Raw genomic sequence first — 18,643 nt, forward strand, 5'->3', positions numbered from 1 at the left:
CCAGCAGATCCCGCGCGTGGCCCGCCATCCGATTGTTCTCCCCGCACTGCCGGTCGAGTTCACCCCCGTTCGTGTGAACGAACCCTGACGAGTGCCTCGGGACCACCGCAACGTCGGGGAACGGAGTTCAGGTGACGAGCCCGGCACGAAAAGCCGCAAGCGCGGCCTCGACGCGGTTGCGGGTACCGAGTTTGGTGAACACCGCCGAAATGTGGGTCTTGACGGTGGTTTCGCTCAGGAACAACCGGCCGGCGATATCCGCGTTGGATGCGCCGGTGGCCAGCTCCTGCAGCACGGTGCGTTCGCGTTCGGACAGCACAGCCAGGTCGGTCGGCGCCGCCGCCGCGGTGGGGTTGGGGCGGTGGGCGGCGATGCGGCGCAGCGATTCCTGGCTGAACAAGGTGTTGCCTGCGGCGACGGCGCGTACCGACTGGTGGAAGGTGTGCGGGGGTTCGTCCTTGCTCAAGAAGCTGTGTGCACCGGCGGCGACGGCGTGGACGACGAGATCGTCGACGTCCATCGCGGTCATGGCGATCACCTTCGGCGGCTGCGGCAGTGTCATCAGCTGGCGGGTGGCGTCGAGTCCGCCGACCCGGCGCATCTTCAGGTCCATGAGCACCACCTGCGGGCCGACCCGGTGCACCGCCTCGAGGACCCGGTCGCCGTCGTCGGCTTCGGCGACGACGGTGATGTCGTCGGTGGCGGCGAAGATGTCGCTCACCCCGCGGCGGACGAAAGGATCGTCGTCGACGACGAGAACGGTGATCGGTGCGGCGGCAGTCATGGCGCCGACAGCCTAACCGTGGGCCCGGACACCACCCCGCACCGAGCGGGTGGGTCAGGCGAACCAGGGCAGCCAGCAGGAGACGACGAAGTCGGTGCCGGTGACACCGGCGTGGACGGTGCCGCCGATCTGCTGGGCCTGCTCGGCCAGCCCGGTCAGCCCGGCACGCGAGCCTGGCGGCACCGTCGGCGCGGCCGTGCTGAGCCGGTTGCGGACATCGATGCGGATGCCGTCGTGTTCGGCGCCGGTAACGGTGATGCGCACCGTCTGACCGGCCGCGTATTTCTGGGCGTTGGTCAGCGCTTCCTGCACCACCCGGTAGGTCACGTGCCCGGAGACCGTGCCCACATCTCCGGGACGCAGGTCGGTGAACAAGGTGGTGTGCAACCCGGCAGCGCGGGCGGACTGCACCAGATCGGCAATCGCGTCGATCCCCTGATGGCCGTTCGAGTGCCGGGCCTCGGCGGTACCGCGCAGGACCCCGACGATGTTCTTGAGTTCGTCGAGGGCCTCATGGGCGGTGCTGCGGATCATCGAGGCGGTGTTGGCGATCTTTTCCGGGTTGTCGGCGCCGCCGACCTGCAGGGCGCCGGCGAACAACGAGATCCGGCTCAGGCTCGCGGCGAGGGTGTCGTGCATGTCGCGGGCGATGCGGGTGCGTTCTTCGGTGCGGATCATCTCGTCGCGCATCGCCCGGGTCTGTTCGGTGGCCTCATCACGGCTGTGCTCGGCGGCACTGAGCTGGCTGCGGGTGCGTTTGACCAACGCCAGCGCCACGACGCTGCCGACGAACACCGCGGCCACCAGCCACGGGAGCCACCAGTCGATCTCCCACGCCGGTTTCGGTTGGCCGGGCTCGGGTTTTTGTTCCATGCTCAGCACGGAGTTGTCGCGGGTGCGGCCGGCGTCGTAGAGCAGCGAGACCACGCACGCCGCGTACACCGCGCCGGCGGCGGCGACCAGGCGGCGACTGTGCTCGATCTTCGCCACCGCATATAACGCGATCAACGCCGCCGTGGCATCGGTGGAGAACACCAACGGTCCGGCCACCGCCACCGCCAGCACCGGCCAGGGATGCTCGTGCCGCCACACCAGCGCCGCGGCCGCCACCAGGTTCAGCACCAACCCGATCGTGTAGTTCCACGCCGGGGCGGTGCCCGAATCCTCCGAGAGCACGAACGCGGCCAGGGTGCAGAACGCGCTGAGCGTCACCGCCCCGATCGTCCAGGCACGACGAATCCAGACAGCACGAGACGTTCGCGGGGCAGAAGTGGCCATCACATCCCTGCACGCTACGCAACGACCGATCGTCACCGGCATCGGCCGATCGGACCGGACATCACACCCATATCCGACCGAAAGAACGAACCGGTCCGACCCATCGGACGAGGCGCCCGCGGGGTGGCATCGGATGAGCTGAGAACACCGACGGCGCACGGCACCGACTATCGCCGCGCCGCTCCCCTACCCCACTGTTGTCGAGGAGATGTGATGACCGATCCCGGTATGTACCCCAACCCTGAGCAGCACCCCCACGGCCGGCCGGGCCGCAGCAAGCGCCGGATCTGGCCGTGGCTCGTCGTCGGGGTGCCGGTGCTGCTGTTCGGTGCCTGCTCGATCGCGGTGGTCTCCAACCTCGGTGGGGACACCGAAGCCACCGTTACCGCCGGACCGGACGCCGCCGGCGGTGACGGTGATGCCGATGCCGATCGGGGCCCGGATTTTCCCGGCAAGCTCGACCACGACACCGCCGCGCCGGCCGGGGCCACCATCACCCGCGACGACCTCGCCTACACCCTGACCCCGCTCGAGAGCGTCGAGACGATGTTCAGCAGCTCGCTGTGCAGCACGGTCACCATCGACAATGTCGGCACCGCCCAGAACGACTTCAACGGCTACACCGACTGGAGCCTGCAGGACCCCAGCGGCGCCATCCGCGACGCCACCTTCGGCACCGATCGGCCCATGCTCAACTCCGGCAAGATCGCACCCGGGGGCCGTGCCACCGGCAGCGTCTGCTTCGACAACCCCACCGGCGCTGCGCCGGGGACCTATGTGGTGCTGTTCGAAGACACCTTCTCCCTGTCCACCGACCGCCTCGCCTGGATCAACACCCTCTGATCGGGGAGTCGGATCAGAGGTAGGGATCCCGTCCCGTAGCTACAAGGACCCTTGCCTCTGCTCTGAACCACGTCGCAGTGGGATGCAGACTCCGTGCAATCGACAGGTCAAGACTCGGATCTCGGACCCTGTCGCAGCAGAACCATCAGCGGCCGCAAGTGACTCGGGACATGTCGGTGTCCTCGCCTATCTTCAATCCGACCGGTATGGATGGGGGAATTCCAGTGCCAACGCGCATGTCTTCGACCGCTACTACGCGCCTTGAATGTCGTTCTCCCATTGTCCCCGACAGGGTGGGCGAAGAAGCGGCGTTCCGTCAGAGCAGACCACGCCAAGTGGGGCCAGCCCTGGGACGCCGTATGTCAGATCCATCGCACCGCGGGCGCCCGGGACCAGCTGCGTCTCCCAAAGATCTTCTTCACATCGCGGCAGAAATTGCCCACCGCCCTCGATTAGCCGAAGTGCTGTAGTTGGGAGGACCGTGCGATGCCACTTCTAAGCACTTATGACCGCAAAGCCCGCCTGATTCCGGGGCTTCTAGGACTTGCTCCAGTCCCGATAACCATCGCTACTCTGGGCTTGCGGCAGTTTCCCGCGGTGACGGTTGCTCTGGCGTTGATCAGCATCGCTGGAGGGGGATATTTCCTCTCTGTTCTGGTCGCCAACTTCGGGCGTCGCAGTCAAACGATGCTCTGGCAAGAGTGGGGCGGGCGTCCGACAACACAACTGCTGCGCACTCGTCAGCCTGCCGATAATCCGATGCAACGCGACCTCTGGCGGAACGCGCTGAGCCGGCGAACAGGAATTCGCTTACCAGCACCGAGTGAAGAACTGGCTGATCCCAGCGCTACGGATCACGCTATCGAGACAGCGATCGAGCAGGTACTGCACTACGGTCAAGACGAGCGTTTTCCGATCTTATTATCGGAGAATTCTCAATACGGCTTGGAGCGTAACCTTTACGGATTCCGCAAAGCGGGCCGACTGATAGCAGTACTTTGCATTGCCGGACTCGGCACCGCCCTCTACTGGGCCAACTGGGCTCCTCCCAGCGCAATCAGCGCCGGCATCGTAGCCAATATCATCGTCCTCGGAATCTGGCTTTTTCTCCCATCGGCACAACGGACGAAAGAGGCCGGCTTCCGTTACGCCACCCAGTTATTGAAATCAGTCGCTAGAGCAGAACAGGAAGAAAGATCGCAACCACCTTCCAGTCAACCTTCCGTAGAAGGAGATTCTTGATGTCCATCGTCAAATCTTACGGCATCGGCAATGGCGACATGTACTACATTCGCCACAACAGTGACAATTTCACCATCATCGACTGCTCGTTACCAGACGATCGAATTGGCAGCATTCTGGCCGACCTGACCACCCAGTCCAAAGATAAAAGCATTACACGTTTTATTTCGACTCATCCTGATCAGGATCATATCTCAGGACTGGTCGAGCTCGACGATCATCTGCATATTCCCAATTTCTATTGCGTCGCCAATCAAGCGATCAAGGAATATCCTACGGATGACTTCATGCGCTACGTCGAGCTGCGCGACAGCAGCAAGGCCTATTACCTTCACAAAGGTTGTTCACGTCGATGGATGAATGAGAGCAGCGAGGAACGCGGTAGCTCCGGGATAAACATCCTCTGGCCTGATACCTCGGATCCAGATTTCCAGAGCGCTCTCGAAGATGCTGCCGCCGGAATGACGCCAAACAATATTTCCCCAGTTATCCGATACTCCGTCCAGAACGGTCCGAGCATGGTCTGGATGGGCGACTTGGAAACGGATTTCATGGAGAAGATTGCCGGCAAGGTGAACATAACCAAGACGAATATTTTATTTGCGCCGCACCATGGCCGGACCTCCGGTAAGGTACCCGACATTTGGCTCAAAGAACTAGACCCCGACTTGGTAGTTATCGGCGAAGCACCGTCCGAGTACCTGGATTACTATCGCGGCTACAACATAATCACACAGAACTCGTCCGGTGACGTGTTGTTCGAGGCGACGACCGGAAAGGCACACATCTACGTCGGCGACCACACCTACAATGTCGACTATTTGAATGATGACGGTCTCGACCACAGGGACGGCCTTTATTACATCGGCAGCCTCTACATCTGACAAGTTCACCTTATGTCAGGTAAACGACCGCCCGGCTACGGTCCGCCGAAAGACGGTCAAGGATGGGTGAGCAATCCTCGGCCCCGGCGACATCGACCACAGGTTCACCCTCGAACAGTTCGTGGTGATCACAACATGTGCCGGTGACCCGATCTGCACCCAGGTGCGCGCCCTACAGACCGAGGGCGGAGTCGATGTCGCGCCGCATCCAGAAGGGTACATCGAGCCGCACAAAGTTGCCGCGGGGACGCAGGGTGCGGGCGTACTCGGCGACGAGGCGGGCCTTCGCGGATTTGCCGGTGGACTCGTAGCGTTGCTCGATGCTCGCCAACAACGCCTGAAATTCCGGAACGGTAATCCTGATATCGTTGTGCAGGATCACCGTGCGAGGCGGCTTCAGCTTTGGCGCTTTCGGTACCGGCTGCACGATATCGGAGGTCGACGACCTTCGATCAGCGACAGGTGACTTCTGTTTCTGCGACGCGGTGGTCACAAGCCCGCCGGCGCTGAGCTGGAGATCGCCGAAATCGGTCCAGTGCGTGCGTCCGTTCGGCAGTTGGGTCCCGAGCCGGAGGAGTCGACCGTCCGCGGCGTCTTGAAGTGCCAGGTGCAGCGAGTATCCATTGCGCCGGAGCAGACTCCGCGGCGCGGTTTGTCCGGGACCGAAGAGCCAGCTCACCCACTGCGACGAGGCAAGGAGTCGCGCCTCACGTTTCTTCCAATCGGAAAGGTCGGCACCTCGAAGCGCGACAACAATCGACCCCTGTCCGTTCGGGAGTTCGACGGTCACACCCTTGCAGGTGCCGCCGGTTCGGAAGTCTCCGTCGAACCTGACACGGACCGGTCGTCGGCCCTCGCGCTCCAACATATTCCGGATTCCGACGTTGATGAACAGGTGGTCGGCACTCGCCGTGTCCGTGTGGGCACGGTTGCATGGCGGCATGGAACCATCCGCATTCGGAAAGTGCGCGAAGTGTGGGACACGTTCTTTCCCGATCCGAGTGGTCAACCGGCGACCGCATCCGCCAAGCAAATGCCCGCACCAAATACTCCGGTGTTCGAGGGCGGCGCGCAGCGCAAGTGCCTCCCACCGATCCATCGGCATGAGTACCGGCTCATCGGATCCCGGGGCCCGGAGCACTGCGGTCTGCACTCGGCGTGTATCACGCACCAACGACTCCAGAGGGAAGTGGCCCGATCGGGTCCGCATGGTCAGGGACATTCAACGAGGCCACGGCTCGCGCTTACCGCGGCAGCCGTCTCGGTAGAGAGTGCCACCACATCAGCCACACGACAGACCCGGACCACGTGGTTCCGCAGCTGCCTTCGGACGTCCTTTGTCCGTCCGGAGCTGTAGATAGCCGAAGGTAGCGGAGGGCACCTTCGTCACTGGATCTCGGAAAGGGTGTCCTCGACCAACTCCTCAGCTTCGAACGAGGCCGAGTCCTCCTCGGCGTAGCCTTCGTCGATGTCGCGCTGGACCGGCTTGCCGATCGCGGATTCAACCAACCGACAGAGCGCTTCGCGGCGCTGGCGGAAGTATCCGTCGAAGTCGTCCTCGCGGAGTCGGTCGGCAGGGACGAGGTGCGTGCCGAGGATCTGATCGAGCTTCTCTGCCTCGATCTGGGCCCGGTTCTCGATCACCGCCAGGTATGTCGACGGGGCCGATCCGCCGATGGTGCGATTGGTGCGTGCGCTGATCGTGGTCTTGTTGACGATGCTTTCCCGGTGCTCGTCATCGATTCCGTTGTCGTTGCACCACTTCTGGGGAAATATGTGATGGATATCGACCGCCAGATCGACGTACTGGACCTTGTCGAGCGCTTTGTCTTCCATCCAGTCGCGGGCGCCGCCACCGAGAATCAGCGCCGCGAGACCCTTGTAGGCCGCCGCATTGCGGGTGCGCAGGGAATGGAACCGGGATTCGGTGAACGATGCGTCCTGGACCGTTCGCGGCACCACCTCGGTGGCCCCGAGTGCCCATGCTGGCACCATCTCGATGTCGCGGGCGAAGCGGGTTTCGATCGCCGAGCCGTAGAGCTCACCCAGCACGCCGCACCAATACCATCGCGCGAGCCGTTCCCGGACCCCAATCAGATCCGCGTCCTTCCCGAGGACAACCCGGATGGCCGCCAACGGGACGAGCTGCTTGGGATAGGGAATGTCCCGAGGGGCAAAGATGTGCCGATCGGCAAGGAAGGTCGCCGCCCAGACGAACGCCTCGCGTAGCGGACCACGCCACTCCAGATAGTCCTCCAGAGTCAGCTTCAGAACGTCCTCACGCTTGGCAGAGATCGCGGGCGGGCGGTCCGACGTATCAGCGAGGTGCCGTTTGCGGGTGGTCAACATCGTGACCGCTTGGAGGAAGTCAGTGTTCTCCACCGCGGCCAGTACCGGATAGGACGACCATTTGAGCTGGGTTTCCTTCCAGTCGTCGTTGAGTCGGAAATCCGCTCCGGTCCGGTCGTAGTAGCCGGCGTCCCCGGCGAAGACTGCTGTGAGAAGTTCGAACACGTTAAGGGGGAGCCCGCCGATGTTGACTTTCTCGAAGACAGTTGCCACTGCGGCTTTGTCGGTGTTCTCGTCGAGCACGATCGCGGGGATGTCGTAGGTCGCGGCCGGCTTGATGAACTGTTTGTGGAACTCCGTCCCCAGGGTGCGGTCGTCGAGTTCCAGGATCCAGCTCATGTAGTCGCCGTACAGAAGATTGAGCGGGAAGTAGCCCTGCTGGCGCTGCTTGTCGTGGTCGGACAGATCGAGCACGACTTCCTTGTTGAAGTGCGTACGGATCACCCCATCCCCGGGGATGGAGACCACCGCCTCGTCCACACGATTCTGATCGCTGAGGGCGGTCTCCATATGCACCAGATACCGGCGGTTGAAGAGCTTGCCGCGACTGTCCTTGGTCGCGACGACACCGTCCCCACTCAACGCCTGGGTCAGCGATGTCAATCGTTGCTGACCGTCGAGCAGGAGAAACTTTGCGGCCGTCCCGGGTGCGAGATCCACGCCTTCGAGGGGACGCGGCTTGAAACGAACCTGACTGTTACCGGTCTTGAGCAACATCACTGCCCCGAGAGGATGACCGCGCAGCACGGTCACCAGAAGCTGACGGATCCGCTCGTCCTCCCATTTGTAGCCACGCTGGAAGTCGGGAAGCTGGATCTCACCGGAGCGAGTCCATTCGAGATACTCCCCCAGCTCGTACATCGGGGTCAGGAAGCCCACAGCTTCGCCTCCTCGAAAAGCGTCTCACCACGCCCGGGACTCTCCGGGGCGAATCGTATGTGACATTACAACCTGCTACTCGCCACCCGTTGAACCTCGACGAAGGAGGTGGCAGGACCTGTCGCCTGTCGGCGAGGAAGCTGGCGGCGGACGACGGTACGTCCGTTGATTGTTCGGGTCTCGCATTTCCTGAATTAGGAAGGACAGAATGACGAAGCGATCGTGGAACAAGCCGGGCAGGACCGGGGTGTGAATCACCGGCGGCGCGTTGCATGGCCTGTATGTGTCAACCATGCGAGGTCCAACACCGAACCGAATTTACTGCCCACCGCCCACGTATTGGTCGATCTGCACGGTCGGGACCCGGAGTTAGAACCAGCAGGTCACAGGTGTGGAGAGTCATTCATTTCGAGAACGTGAATCAACTCGGGTCTTGAGTTCGAGTGCCCGCCGCAGGACCGTTCTCCCCACCGAATCCGGCTCCTCGAAGTACTGAGCGAACCCGCCTGCGCTCCAGTGGTCGGCGCGGACCATTCGGGACAACGCCCGCACGCAGTCCTCTCTCGAAGCGGTTGCGGCATCATCGATCTGCCAGTCATCGGGTTGAAAATGCAGGACCAACCCGGCCCGACGGAGCAACCACCGCAGATCGGAGATCACCGGACTGTCGTCAGCATCCGGCCACTGCTTGAACCCCGTATCATCCGTGCCGCCAGTAAGTTCGGACAACGGACCGTCGTGTTCTTCGATGCGCTGGAGCAGTACCGCAAGCTGTTCCCAGTCTTCATGGGCGGCCTGGTCGAAAGCAGCACGGAACACTGCATCGTCGTGCACGTCGACCAGCTGCCAGTCCCGTTCGGGACGAGGACCGGGGACGACGGTGACATGCTTGCCGATCGGCACTGCGACGGTGGCGTGTCCGTCGGCATGGACGGTCAGGGTGTAGCCGTCGACGACGGCACGACGGTCCCGGCCGTCATCGACGGCTTCGGTCTCCACGTCCCCGTCGGTCAGGACTCGGGTGTCGAGGTACTGGACCGGACGGGCCATGCCCTTCTTCCAGGGCGTTCCCGGATTGGGAGTCCCGATCAGGTGCCACCATCGAAGGGAGGGAGTGCCGGTGAACGCAATCCGGCCGACATCTGTGCCTTCGGTGAGCCGATTCCAGCCGGTGATGTCGAAGGCCGTGACGACCTCGTTCTTGTAGATGCCCAAGACTGCGTCGGCGTAGGAGTCCAGTTTGTCGTCGGCGATGCCGGCCCAGTTGCCGAGCGTGACATCGGCGGCATCGGCTTCTCCGCGGGCGACCGCGGGCCACGAGTACGCCAGGTGGACAAGGATCATGGTACCCCCATGAATGATCAACATCGTTTGATGATCAGAGATCATGTCGGTTGCCTAACGCTCCGTCAAGATCCATCAACATAAGCAAATGATCCGGAATCATTGATCGTTGAGTCGGTCATGCCTGAATGGGGTCGCTCGGGGGGCGGGATCGCGGGACGTTCCCTATACGATCGTTTTCAGAATGTCAGCCAGCGACTCTTCGAACAAGAAGACGTTCGGCATGCCGACTGCGTCGCGGCCTCTCAGAAACGTCCTACAGGATCCAGCGGCCGCATCCGGCAGTCGGCTGGTTGCCGAGACACATCACGAAACTATAACCGAACACTTTGGCTTGAGTGAACCCACAGCTTGCATATGCCGAAACCCTCGTATGGGAACTTCTCGCAGACCACGGGGAAGTGGATCCGCCCGTATCGGCCGGTTTCCCTCCTTGAGTTGGCCTAGGTTTGACTAGTGCCGATACGACCTCCGAATGAAGCCGTCGCATTCCTGACCCAGGAACGCCCAGCCCAATGGAATGCATGGGTGGCTCAATGGCGATCGGAGAGAAGACCTGACGAGTACCTCGACCTGGCCAACATCAGGTTGAGATCGCTTGCTCTTATCGGAGTTGACCTATCACGTACCCATCTCAGCCGCGCAGACCTGACCGGCACGGACCTGACCGGCGCGGATCTGACCGACGCGTACCTGACCCGCGCGAAGCTGCCTGCCGCGGACCTGACCGAGGCAGACCTGTCCCGCACGGTCCTGACCGACGCGAACCTGACCCGCGCGGACGTTTCGCTCCGCGCGTTATCGTCCGCTTCGATTGAGCGTCTCGAGTTCCGAGCCCAACAAGAACGAGTTCTCCCTGACAATGCGGTGGCCGGAGTTTCAATCGAGGTGGCACTCGGCGCTGGCGAGGACCCCGCGACCATCTTGGATCTTATGAGGGCCGTGGAAACGCTTTGTCGATTAGCGGTGGAAGTTGGAGTAAGAACCACGCCCACAACCAGGGAGACGGGACAGATTGCTGTCGCAGTCGGCACTCCCTACGGCATCGAGATCAAAACAACGCGAATCCGTTACGGCAGCCCTTTGTGGTTTGAGCTAATCGAATTGAGCATCCAGTCAGGTGCTCTCTTCGCCGGCGTCCGGGGCGTGGCTCGCGAAGTAGATCGCGGCGAAGACAGCCGTCTCCTCAACTTGATTCTTATGCTATGCCGTAAATCGGAACGCAGAGCTCTGCTCGACAAGCGGGATGCTCGGAACAAATTAGCTCTAGCAAAGATCGAGACTGAGATCCGTGCAGTCGAGGGAGAAAGCAATGTGTCGGATCCCGTGAACGTGCAAATCGCTCCCAGTTCAGGCGCGGAGCTTAGGGGTCGTGTTGACTCATCCGAAATCGAGGATCCTATTGCGAGAGCTGAGATCGAGGCCAGACTCGGGAACGTGATCCCGATGTTCGAACGTGGTTTCACCCTAGGTGTCACAGACCCACCTCCCCCGGAAGATCTAGATGTATAAGGAGAAGGTCGAGCGAATCGAGAGACGGTCGACCCAACTGCACGCACTACGTGCATTGCATGCGTGCAGTGTCGCCATGTGACCGCCGTCGGATTCCGTTCACAGTCCCTCCAACGCGGCTAGCAAGTCGTCGCACAAGGCGTCGGCGCGCTGTTCGATTTCGTCGAAGACATCGGCGAGGTCCACGAGAGTCTCGTGGTCGCGGCGGCGGGCGGCGGTGCCCCGGTCGTAGTATCCGGGTTCGAGGTCGATCTCCGGCGCGACCCAGACATCGGCGTCGTCCGGTCGGGGAACGGGAAGCGCCCTGCGCACCGGGGCCCGACCCGACAGGTGCATCCGCACCAGCATCGACACCGACTGCGGGGTCATCGATTGCGCGTGTGGGAGATGGCCCCAGCGGTCGATCGGACACAACAACGGTTGCCATGCCTGCTCCGCATCGAGTAGATCGGTGATGATCTCGACTGGGTCGGTGAGGTGATGGCGCAACAGGTGGGTGCCCGGGTGTTGGTCGAGGAACGTCTGGATGTCTGCCCACCGCCGATAGATCGTGACGGCTGGGTTGTCCTCGGTTTCGGGATCGGGTGAAAGCCGGACGCGTTCGCCGGACCTGGCGGTGACCACCAGGGTGTCGCCCTCGAGTCGGATGTCGCGGCGGCGCAACCGGGTGATGTCGGTGAAGGTCATGCCGGTCGCTGCGAGGATGAGCAGAAGGGCGTCGCGGCGGCCGAACAGTCCACTCGGCCAGCCGGTGGTGGGCAGCTCGGCCGCCCGCTGCACGAGAAGGCACCCGAGCCGGTCGAGACGCTGAGCACGACCGGCATCGAGGTGCCGGCGCACCGTCTCGGTGCGCCCGGGGGCGGGGTAGCCGTGGCGGGTGTGGACGGCGTTGATCGCGGAGAGCCGGCGCCGCTGCGTCGTGGGCGCAGCGGGGTGTTCGTGCAGGAACAGCGCGAGCGTTTCGGGGCCGGCCGGGATGGGGCGGTGGTCGGCGGCGGTGCACCAGTCGGCGAACAGCGCCCAGTCGTGCCGGTAGCGGGCCGGGATGTGCAGGCCCGCCGTGGTTTCCGGCGGGTCGCCGAGTCGCTCGAACGAAAGACCCATCGGCTCAGAGCCCGAGGTTGGTGACGGCGTTGCCGATCAGGGGTGCGTGTTCGCGGGCGTAGGTTTCGAGCATGGCGGGGGTGGTGTGTCCGGTCTGGCGCATGATCGCGTGCGCGCTCGCGCCGTTGCGGAAGGCCTGGGTGACGAACCCGGCCCGCAGCGAATGCCCACCCAACTGTTTCACGATCTCGGGGTCGTAGCCGGCCTGTGCGGCGCGGCGGCGGATCGCCTGGTGCACGGCCGCTCCTGAGAGCGGGGTGTCGGAGAGGTTGCCGTTCTTGCGGATCGACCGCAAGAACGGCGAGGACGGGACCACGCGGGGGCGTACACCGCGGCACACGTGCGCCTCGAAGGGTTCGGCGGTGCGCAGCAGGCGGATGACGGCGGGCCGGCCCCCGGTGTCGGAGGCGGCGACGACCTGCGCCCATCGCAGCCACGCACACGGTGGGCAACTCGTGTGCGAGTGGGTGAACGGCAGCGCCCGCACCGTGCCTCGTCCTTCCTGATCGGTCTTGGTCTTGCGGAGTTTGATGTGCACCCCGTCGAGCCGGTGCAGCGAGACGTCACTGCAGGTGAGTGCGACGAGTTCGCTGCGGCGAAACGCGCCGGCGAACCCCACCAAGAAGATGGCGGAGTCGCGGCGTTCGAGGACCTCGTCCGCCCACCCCTCGCAACGTGCCCGTGCTGTGTCGACGATGGTGACGATGTCGGCGGTGAGCAGCGGCGCCCGCGGACTCCGGGGTCGCTGCCCCGCCGCGGCATAGTCCCGCCGGATCCCGGACAGGGTCGCGGTGACCAGCTCGTCCGCCCCGGGAGCGGGATGGCCGGCGCGGCGATGGTGGTAGCCGATCCCGGCGACCCACCGCGCCAACGTCGAGGGTGAGTAGGCCCGCTCCCCCACCTCTGTGACGGTCGACGCCGCGTCGTGGAGGTAGGCGGCGACGGTGAGCGGATGCGCCGGCAACGCGGCGTGATCTTCCCGGGCGCACCAGGCGGTGAACCGGCTCCAGTCCGCGGCGTAGTTACGCCGGGTCGACTCGGACCGCGACCGCACCGCCGTCCCGGCCACCTGTGCGAGGGTCTCGACCGGCAGCACCGGCACGGACGGTGCAGCAGGCTCCGCGGCGGTCGACACGGAGGCGTCAGAGGGGTCCGGATGGCGCATCAGCAGGTCGTCGGGCACGAAACGGGAGCCTACCGCCCCGTTCGGACACGTTCCCACCGGAAATCGCGCTCAGCAGGGGTTTCGACGGAGATGGTGCGCTAATGTCAATTATCAGCACCGACCCCGCACAAACCATGATTGACATAACCCCAGGTCACGAAACGTGCCCGATTTGTCTGTAGGTTCCACGAGGACGTGTCACTTTCCAGATTCCGTGTCACTCGCATGTCATTTTCCGCGTTTCGTGTCACCCAGTCCTGCTTTCCCCAGCTCAGGCCCCTCGGGTTGTCTCACGCCGCCCGGGATGTCCGAGGATTCTGACAAGATCGTGAGAATCCCTGGCTGACACGAACTTGGAACATCGCAGGTCCACGCACTGCACTACTGACAAGTTCGACGAGAACCTACACTTTTTGTTGTTGTCGAGATGCAGCGAAGATTGACAAGCCCGACCACGCAGGTTGACAACGATCATTCAGGCCGCCATCGCTTGTACCTGTACTTATGCGTAAGAAGTGCAGTCAACGTCACCTCCCTTTCCGTCGAAGTAGATTGTCAATCTGCCTCACGGTTGTGGAGGCACCGGATCGAGATGAGGTGCGGCCGCGGGGATCGTTGGCGCGGAGCCACAAGGTTGTCGGGTGGGCGTGTCAAGATCAACGGCATGAACGCACAGGCGAGCCCGATCCTGGAAACGGTGGTGGTGCTGGCGATGGATTACGGGCAGTTCTGTCTCGACGGTGGGCTCGGGGACATCGACAATGAGCTCGAGCTGCTCGAGCAGGCCCAGGCGGAGCAGCCCAGCGCCGGTGACGGCACCATGATTGTGGTGGTGTGCCCGCACCAGAACAACTACGAGATGAGCGTGGACGTGCAGGTCTTCGACCGCCGTCCCGCAGCCGATCGCTTGGCATGGCAGCAGGTCAGCGAAAACCGCCTCGAGATCGATGCGGCCGGGGGGTGAGCGTGTCGTCTCCGACCAGCGAACCGGTGACGGTCGCGGTGCCGCCGGGCCGGTATGTGGTCGAGGTATCCGGGCGCGGGTTCGTCAACTACGGCTGGCCCGGTTCGACCACGCCGGGGGATGTGTGGCGGTTGCGGCTGTGGCCCGACGACGGCAGCGTCCTCGAGCCGGCGCAATTGTGGGACATGCCGGGCTTCGGCATCCCGGAGAACATCCCGCCTGCGACGAACGGATCCGACGTCACGGAGCGATCGTGAACCCACGTCCGAGGACGGCAATCACGACTGTGCTGGTGTTCACCGGGCTCGGTGTGGTGTGCGGCATCGCCGGCGCTGCCGCGTTGTGGTGGTTCGCCTCGCAGCCGCTCGATTTCTACACCGCCGGTTATCAACCGCTCGACTTCGCGTCCGCCCGTATCGATTCGCCCTCACCGCACGGGTACATGGCCGTGTCGGTCCTCGGTGGTGGCGTGCTGGGAGCGCTGGTCGGTGCGCTCGTTCATCTCACCGGGTGGGGGTTGATGCGGCGTGCATCCTTGCAGTGAGCACCGCATGTTCATGACCAGGCACGAATAGTGACGAGCACTGTCACCACGCCCGGAATCCGTCATTCTGAAGCGGCGTGTGCTGTCAGTCTTAGCTGCATCTCGACAAGAGCGGAGATGTGCGGAGGCCGCCGGAGCGGTGATCGAGCCGTGTGCATACACGAACCCGCGGCTCGGGGTTGTTCGGCTACCGGAGGCGGGAGCGGTCGAGCAGTTCGGCGACGTCGAGCAGTTTCGGCGGGCTCATGTGCTGTTGCGGCAGGGCGTGCACGCCCGCCGCGGTGACCCACACGGTGCCGGCCCCGTCGACGGTGACGTCCGGGCGGGGGCTGCGGATCGGGGTGCTCACGATCAGCTCCCAGGTGGCCGGATCGAGCCGGGTGAACAACCAGTACTGGTGCTCGGCGGAATACGTCGCGGGCCCGGGCAGGGGCCACCACCGCCCACGGCCGGTCCCGTCCGGAGGATGACCGACCACCCAGAGCAGGTCCCCGATCTGTCCGCCGCCGAGGACGTGATCGGGCAACGAGTTCACCTGCGATGGTCAGACCGTCGAGTACCTGGTAGACGGCGGTGCCGTCGACGATCGCCGGGGGACTGCCGGTCAGAAACGGCCGATAGGCCATCATCGCGGTTTCCAGCGGTGGACCGATGGTCACGGCGGCGTGCAGATCGACTCGGACCAGGCGCGCCGCACCGAGTGCGCCCGTGGACGGGTCACGCCGCCGGAACAGCAGAACGAACTCGCGACAGGGGCCGGACATGGAGGATCCACCGGACCAGGCCTACGGCCGGATGAGCAACCCGCAGCGATTCGCCCCGCTCCTCCTGGCCGCCGACACGCTGGTGGCAGATCTCGCCGAACGGTTCGAGGTGACCGCGACCCGGGGTCCGGCAACCCTGCGGCCCGCCTCGGCTATCCAGCCGATCGAGTCGATACGGATCACTGCCCCGCACCCGGATCAGGCTCCGTTGACGATCACCACGACCTCTTTTCCGGGGCTGTACCTGGACATCGGTGCTTGGCAGCACATCGCGTTGCCTGCCTGCGGGTGCGATGCCTGCGACGAGCAGGTCGACGACGCTGTCGAGGATCTGATCAAGTACTGCACGGCGGCGGCCGAAGGGCGGCTGTCCGAACACCTCGACGATGTCCATGGGGTACTCGAGCACGCCTGGGACGGTGACGGCTGGAGCAGCCGCGGGACGCGGACCCTGTCCTTCCACCGCATGAGCGAGCTGCGCGCCGGCACGGTTCAGCCGCCGCCGGACGGGCACTGGCGTCCCTGGGCCACGCAAGGGCCCTGCCGGCGACCGGTGAGGGGCGGTGGGGACGCCGCAGCCACCCCGCAAATCGGCCGCAAGCCACACAGCTTCGGTGTCCCGCCGGGGAGGATGTCGCCGTGATGGGCCACACCCTCGACTTCGACTCGTCGCCGCCGCCCGCCGACCAGTACGAGAGATGGATCTGATCGTCGGCCCCTGCTACGCCGACGGGTACCCCGGGGACACAGCGGTTCCCCCGGCCACTATGCCATTGTCAACGCTCAGAACCGTGCCGCCTATCACCGAAGTTCACAATCGCGTCACCTGCCACATGCGCGCAACATGTCTTCGGTCGTCGGCTGACAGGCGCTTCTAGCGCATGCCCTTGACGACGACATTCAATCGAACAGGAGTCGACAGCGTTATCAGTTGGAGACTAGTCGAGGTCGCGGAGGTCGTACTCAACCTTCAGAGTTGCTCGGTCCTTGGCGACGGATTCGGCGAGGTTGCGGGCCGCTGCCTGAAGACTACGGAAGTCCGACGCTACCGCGAAGTCTCCACTTCGTTCAGCGATTTCTCCTTGATCTCGGTAGTACGTCTCAAGGCGCATCAGCTTGTTTAAGCGATCACCAAACCGGGCGTAGTATTCCGCGAGCTGGTCTTTGGAGTAACTGGGGACCTTCTTAACGGAGAAATCCGTACCTTCACCGGACGTTGTCGTCATCGTTCTAGCTCTTCGCGCCGCAGTCGTCGTTCTGGCAGCGTCCGTCCTCGGTGACCTCGCCGCCGCATTCGTTGCACTCTCTTGCCATTTGGTTTCTCGGCTCTTCGCAGTTAGCAGTGGCATTGGCGCCGGCTGGGTGCGACCCGACGTGACCGTCGAGTGCAGGCCCACCGTACCCGGCGGCGTTGGTTCTCCGGGGTACGGAACCCGAACGCGATACGGCCGACGTGCTTGACGATGCGGTTGTAGCCTTCACTGCGCGCATTCGACAGGCCGGTGGTGATCGCCAGGATCATCGGTTCCTGCCACGCCGAGACGGTCGTCGCCAGCTTGCCGATCTCCGGGACACGGCATGCCGCGCAGAACGTGTAGAACCGATACAGCCTGTCCCGGATCTCATGGCGAAGGCCACCACGATCGGTGCAGCGCAACACATCGCGCAGTAGTTCTTTGGCGATCCATGCCGCAGCGATGTCCCCGTGCGGGTCGGCGGCGGTCAGCTTCTCGAACAGGGCCGATCGTTGTTCGTCGGTCAGGCGTTCGGAGGCCCGCAACAACCGTCGTCGATTGATCCATTCGACATCGCTCTTGCGGCCGCGCCGACCCCGCTCGGCCTGGGTGACCCTGCGCCGGACGGTATCGACCATCTCGTTGGCCTTCTTGACCAGGTGGAACCGGTCCACCACCAGTTGTGCGTGCGGCAGTGCCTCGCGCACCGCCTTCGCATACACCGACGACATGTCGATCGCGACATGGGTGATCTGTGCCTTCCACGTCTCGTCGCGGGCGTCGAACCAGTCGATCACCACCGCCGAGGTGCGTCCGTTGACCTGCGCCAGCAACCCTTGATCGCCGGTCAGGTCGACCAGTCCGGTGTCCCACCGGTCCACCCATCTCCGTTCCCCGGTCTCGGGGCAAGTTTCCCATTTCGCCTTCCCGCGTCGGGTCTCATCGATCCCGAGCACCATCACCGGCTCAGGCTCGCCGGCCAGGGCGGCGTCGGCGACCACGACGAGGTGGCCGTGGACGGTGTGCCAGGCGCACCCGTAGTCGCCGGCGACCGCGGACACCGACCGGTCCCCGTCGAGGACCGCCTCGACCAGCAGCGCCTTCGCTCGTGGCGTGACCCGTGCCCGGGACGGCACCCCCGGCGTCGACTCGGTGAACACCTTACGGTCACAGGAGGTATTGGTGCACAACCATTTCCGTTTCCGCCACACCAACAGCGGACGGTCGGGTCCGACCTGCACATCCCGCGGTCTGGTGGTGACCCAACCCTTCGAGCGCGATGATTTCTGCCCGCACTGCGGGCACATCCCGACCCATTCGGGTGCCGTTGCGATCTGCACGATCCGGCTGTCGTCGACCGTGCGCTGCACCGATTCGACGATGACGCCGTCGAGATCGAGCAGCAATGAACTACCGTGGTGCATGCCCGCGTTCCTTGCTGTCCTGGATGCCTGAGAACACCCAGCTCACAAGGGCGCGGGCCCTTTTTCAATCACCGACACGGCAACGGGGTCGATCGGCACCAGCCCCTACCAAGTGCGAAGAGCCGGTTTCTCCTGTCTGGTAAGAAGTGGCTCCGGGATGCCGTAAGCCGTGGCAGAGATTATCGCCATCTATCGTCCGATGCTCGCTGAAAACGGCTTTGTCATCCGTTTGAACTACATATGAGGAACCGCGTTCTTGCCACGCCCGGGTAACTGGATTGCAGGCGGGACTCGGTAAAGGTGGCTGCATCGCACCACGGTCAGCGGC

The 18,643-nt window shown here is 63.8% G+C and carries 17 protein-coding genes and 1 pseudogene; 8 read left to right on the forward strand and 10 right to left on the reverse strand.

The genetic code is table 11. The features are described from left to right. Positions 1–127: 127 nt before the first annotated feature. Both IM25_RS23740 and IM25_RS23745 read right to left on the reverse strand, forming a co-directional pair. On the reverse strand, positions 128–784 hold the full coding sequence (locus IM25_RS23740; RefSeq protein WP_033098606.1) for a response regulator: 657 nt from the start codon (positions 782–784) through the stop codon (positions 128–130). A 54-nt stretch (positions 785–838) separates the two neighbouring features. After that, positions 839–1,996: a sensor histidine kinase gene (locus IM25_RS23745; protein ID WP_442971924.1), complete on the reverse strand. Its 1,158-nt coding sequence runs from the start codon at positions 1,994–1,996 to the stop codon at positions 839–841. Positions 1,997–2,275: 279 nt separating this feature from the next. On the opposite strand from IM25_RS23745, the gene IM25_RS23750 reads away from it, so the two are divergent. The 3 genes from IM25_RS23750 (at position 2,276) to IM25_RS23755 (ending at position 5,031) form a co-directional block, all read left to right on the forward strand. After that, entirely contained in the window at positions 2,276–2,905 is a 630-nt protein-coding gene (locus IM25_RS23750) for a DUF4352 domain-containing protein (protein WP_033098604.1), read from the forward strand. Positions 2,906–3,391: 486 nt separating this feature from the next. Then, positions 3,392–4,147, forward strand: coding sequence for a hypothetical protein (locus IM25_RS26245; protein WP_157127020.1), 756 nt, complete (start codon positions 3,392–3,394; stop codon positions 4,145–4,147). Further along, positions 4,147–5,031 (forward strand): MBL fold metallo-hydrolase, encoded by an 885-nt coding sequence (locus tag IM25_RS23755; protein ID WP_033098603.1) that lies wholly within the window; start codon positions 4,147–4,149, stop codon positions 5,029–5,031. Before IM25_RS26245 ends, IM25_RS23755 begins: the two co-directional genes overlap by 1 nt. A 172-nt stretch (positions 5,032–5,203) precedes the next feature. Here the strand turns inward: IM25_RS23755 and IM25_RS23760 are convergent, their stop codons facing one another. From IM25_RS23760 to IM25_RS23770, 3 genes are all read right to left on the reverse strand, one after another. Then, complete coding sequence (locus tag IM25_RS23760; RefSeq protein ID WP_157127021.1) at positions 5,204–5,821, reverse strand: hypothetical protein; 618 nt, start codon at positions 5,819–5,821, stop codon at positions 5,204–5,206. A 596-nt stretch (positions 5,822–6,417) separates the two neighbouring features. Next, positions 6,418–8,259, reverse strand: coding sequence for a GmrSD restriction endonuclease domain-containing protein (locus tag IM25_RS23765; RefSeq protein ID WP_033098601.1), 1,842 nt, complete (start codon positions 8,257–8,259; stop codon positions 6,418–6,420). A 399-nt stretch (positions 8,260–8,658) separates the two neighbouring features. Continuing rightward, positions 8,659–9,603: a DUF6508 domain-containing protein gene (locus IM25_RS23770; RefSeq protein WP_033098600.1), complete on the reverse strand. Its 945-nt coding sequence runs from the start codon at positions 9,601–9,603 to the stop codon at positions 8,659–8,661. A gap of 528 nt (positions 9,604–10,131) precedes the next feature. Between IM25_RS23770 and IM25_RS23775 the strand changes: the two genes are divergently transcribed. After that, positions 10,132–11,115: a pentapeptide repeat-containing protein gene (locus IM25_RS23775; RefSeq protein ID WP_065996596.1), complete on the forward strand. Its 984-nt coding sequence runs from the start codon at positions 10,132–10,134 to the stop codon at positions 11,113–11,115. 99 nt (positions 11,116–11,214) lie between these two features. Here IM25_RS23775 and IM25_RS23780 read toward each other — a convergent pair whose 3' ends face one another. Continuing rightward, entirely contained in the window at positions 11,215–12,219 is a 1,005-nt protein-coding gene (locus IM25_RS23780) for a hypothetical protein (RefSeq protein WP_033098599.1), read from the reverse strand. Positions 12,220–12,223: 4 nt separating this feature from the next. Beyond that, a complete protein-coding gene (locus tag IM25_RS23785) occupies positions 12,224–13,402 on the reverse strand; it encodes a site-specific integrase (protein WP_157127022.1) in 1,179 nt (392 codons plus the stop codon). Between the two features lie 646 nt (positions 13,403–14,048). Here IM25_RS23785 and IM25_RS27155 point away from each other — a divergent pair. Genes IM25_RS27155 through IM25_RS23795 form a run of 3 tightly spaced genes read left to right on the forward strand, consistent with a single transcriptional unit; the run spans position 14,049 to position 14,892 of the window. Further along, positions 14,049–14,348 carry a hypothetical protein gene (locus IM25_RS27155; RefSeq protein WP_232333498.1) on the forward strand — a complete coding sequence of 100 codons (300 nt, stop codon included), beginning with the start codon at positions 14,049–14,051 and terminating at the stop codon, positions 14,346–14,348. Between the two features lie 2 nt (positions 14,349–14,350). After that, on the forward strand, positions 14,351–14,605 hold the full coding sequence (locus tag IM25_RS27160) for a hypothetical protein (RefSeq protein ID WP_232333499.1): 255 nt from the start codon (positions 14,351–14,353) through the stop codon (positions 14,603–14,605). Continuing rightward, positions 14,602–14,892 (forward strand): hypothetical protein, encoded by a 291-nt coding sequence (locus IM25_RS23795; RefSeq protein ID WP_232333500.1) that lies wholly within the window; start codon positions 14,602–14,604, stop codon positions 14,890–14,892. The genes IM25_RS27160 and IM25_RS23795 overlap by 4 nt, the downstream gene beginning before the upstream one ends. Before the next feature lie 187 nt (positions 14,893–15,079). Here IM25_RS23795 and IM25_RS27165 read toward each other — a convergent pair whose 3' ends face one another. Beyond that, complete coding sequence (locus tag IM25_RS27165; protein WP_198162595.1) at positions 15,080–15,418, reverse strand: hypothetical protein; 339 nt, start codon at positions 15,416–15,418, stop codon at positions 15,080–15,082. 236 nt (positions 15,419–15,654) lie between these two features. On the opposite strand from IM25_RS27165, the gene IM25_RS23805 reads away from it, so the two are divergent. After that, the gene (locus IM25_RS23805) at positions 15,655–16,299 is read left to right on the forward strand and encodes a DUF6226 family protein (protein WP_033098766.1); all 645 of its coding nucleotides are present in this window, start codon (positions 15,655–15,657) and stop codon (positions 16,297–16,299) included. A gap of 295 nt (positions 16,300–16,594) precedes the next feature. On the opposite strand, the gene IM25_RS23810 is transcribed toward IM25_RS23805, so the two are convergent. Together IM25_RS23810 and IM25_RS23815 are read right to left on the reverse strand one after the other, a co-directional pair. Further along, positions 16,595–16,882 carry a hypothetical protein gene (locus IM25_RS23810; protein ID WP_033098767.1) on the reverse strand — a complete coding sequence of 96 codons (288 nt, stop codon included), beginning with the start codon at positions 16,880–16,882 and terminating at the stop codon, positions 16,595–16,597. A gap of 110 nt (positions 16,883–16,992) precedes the next feature. Next, positions 16,993–18,361, reverse strand: a pseudogene (locus tag IM25_RS23815) (ISL3 family transposase). Positions 18,362–18,643: the final 282 nt, after the last annotated feature.

Origin of the sequence: Rhodococcus sp. p52 (assembly GCF_000763325.2) — a bacterium.
Taxonomy (GTDB): Bacteria; Actinomycetota; Actinomycetes; order Mycobacteriales; family Mycobacteriaceae; genus Rhodococcus; species Rhodococcus pyridinivorans.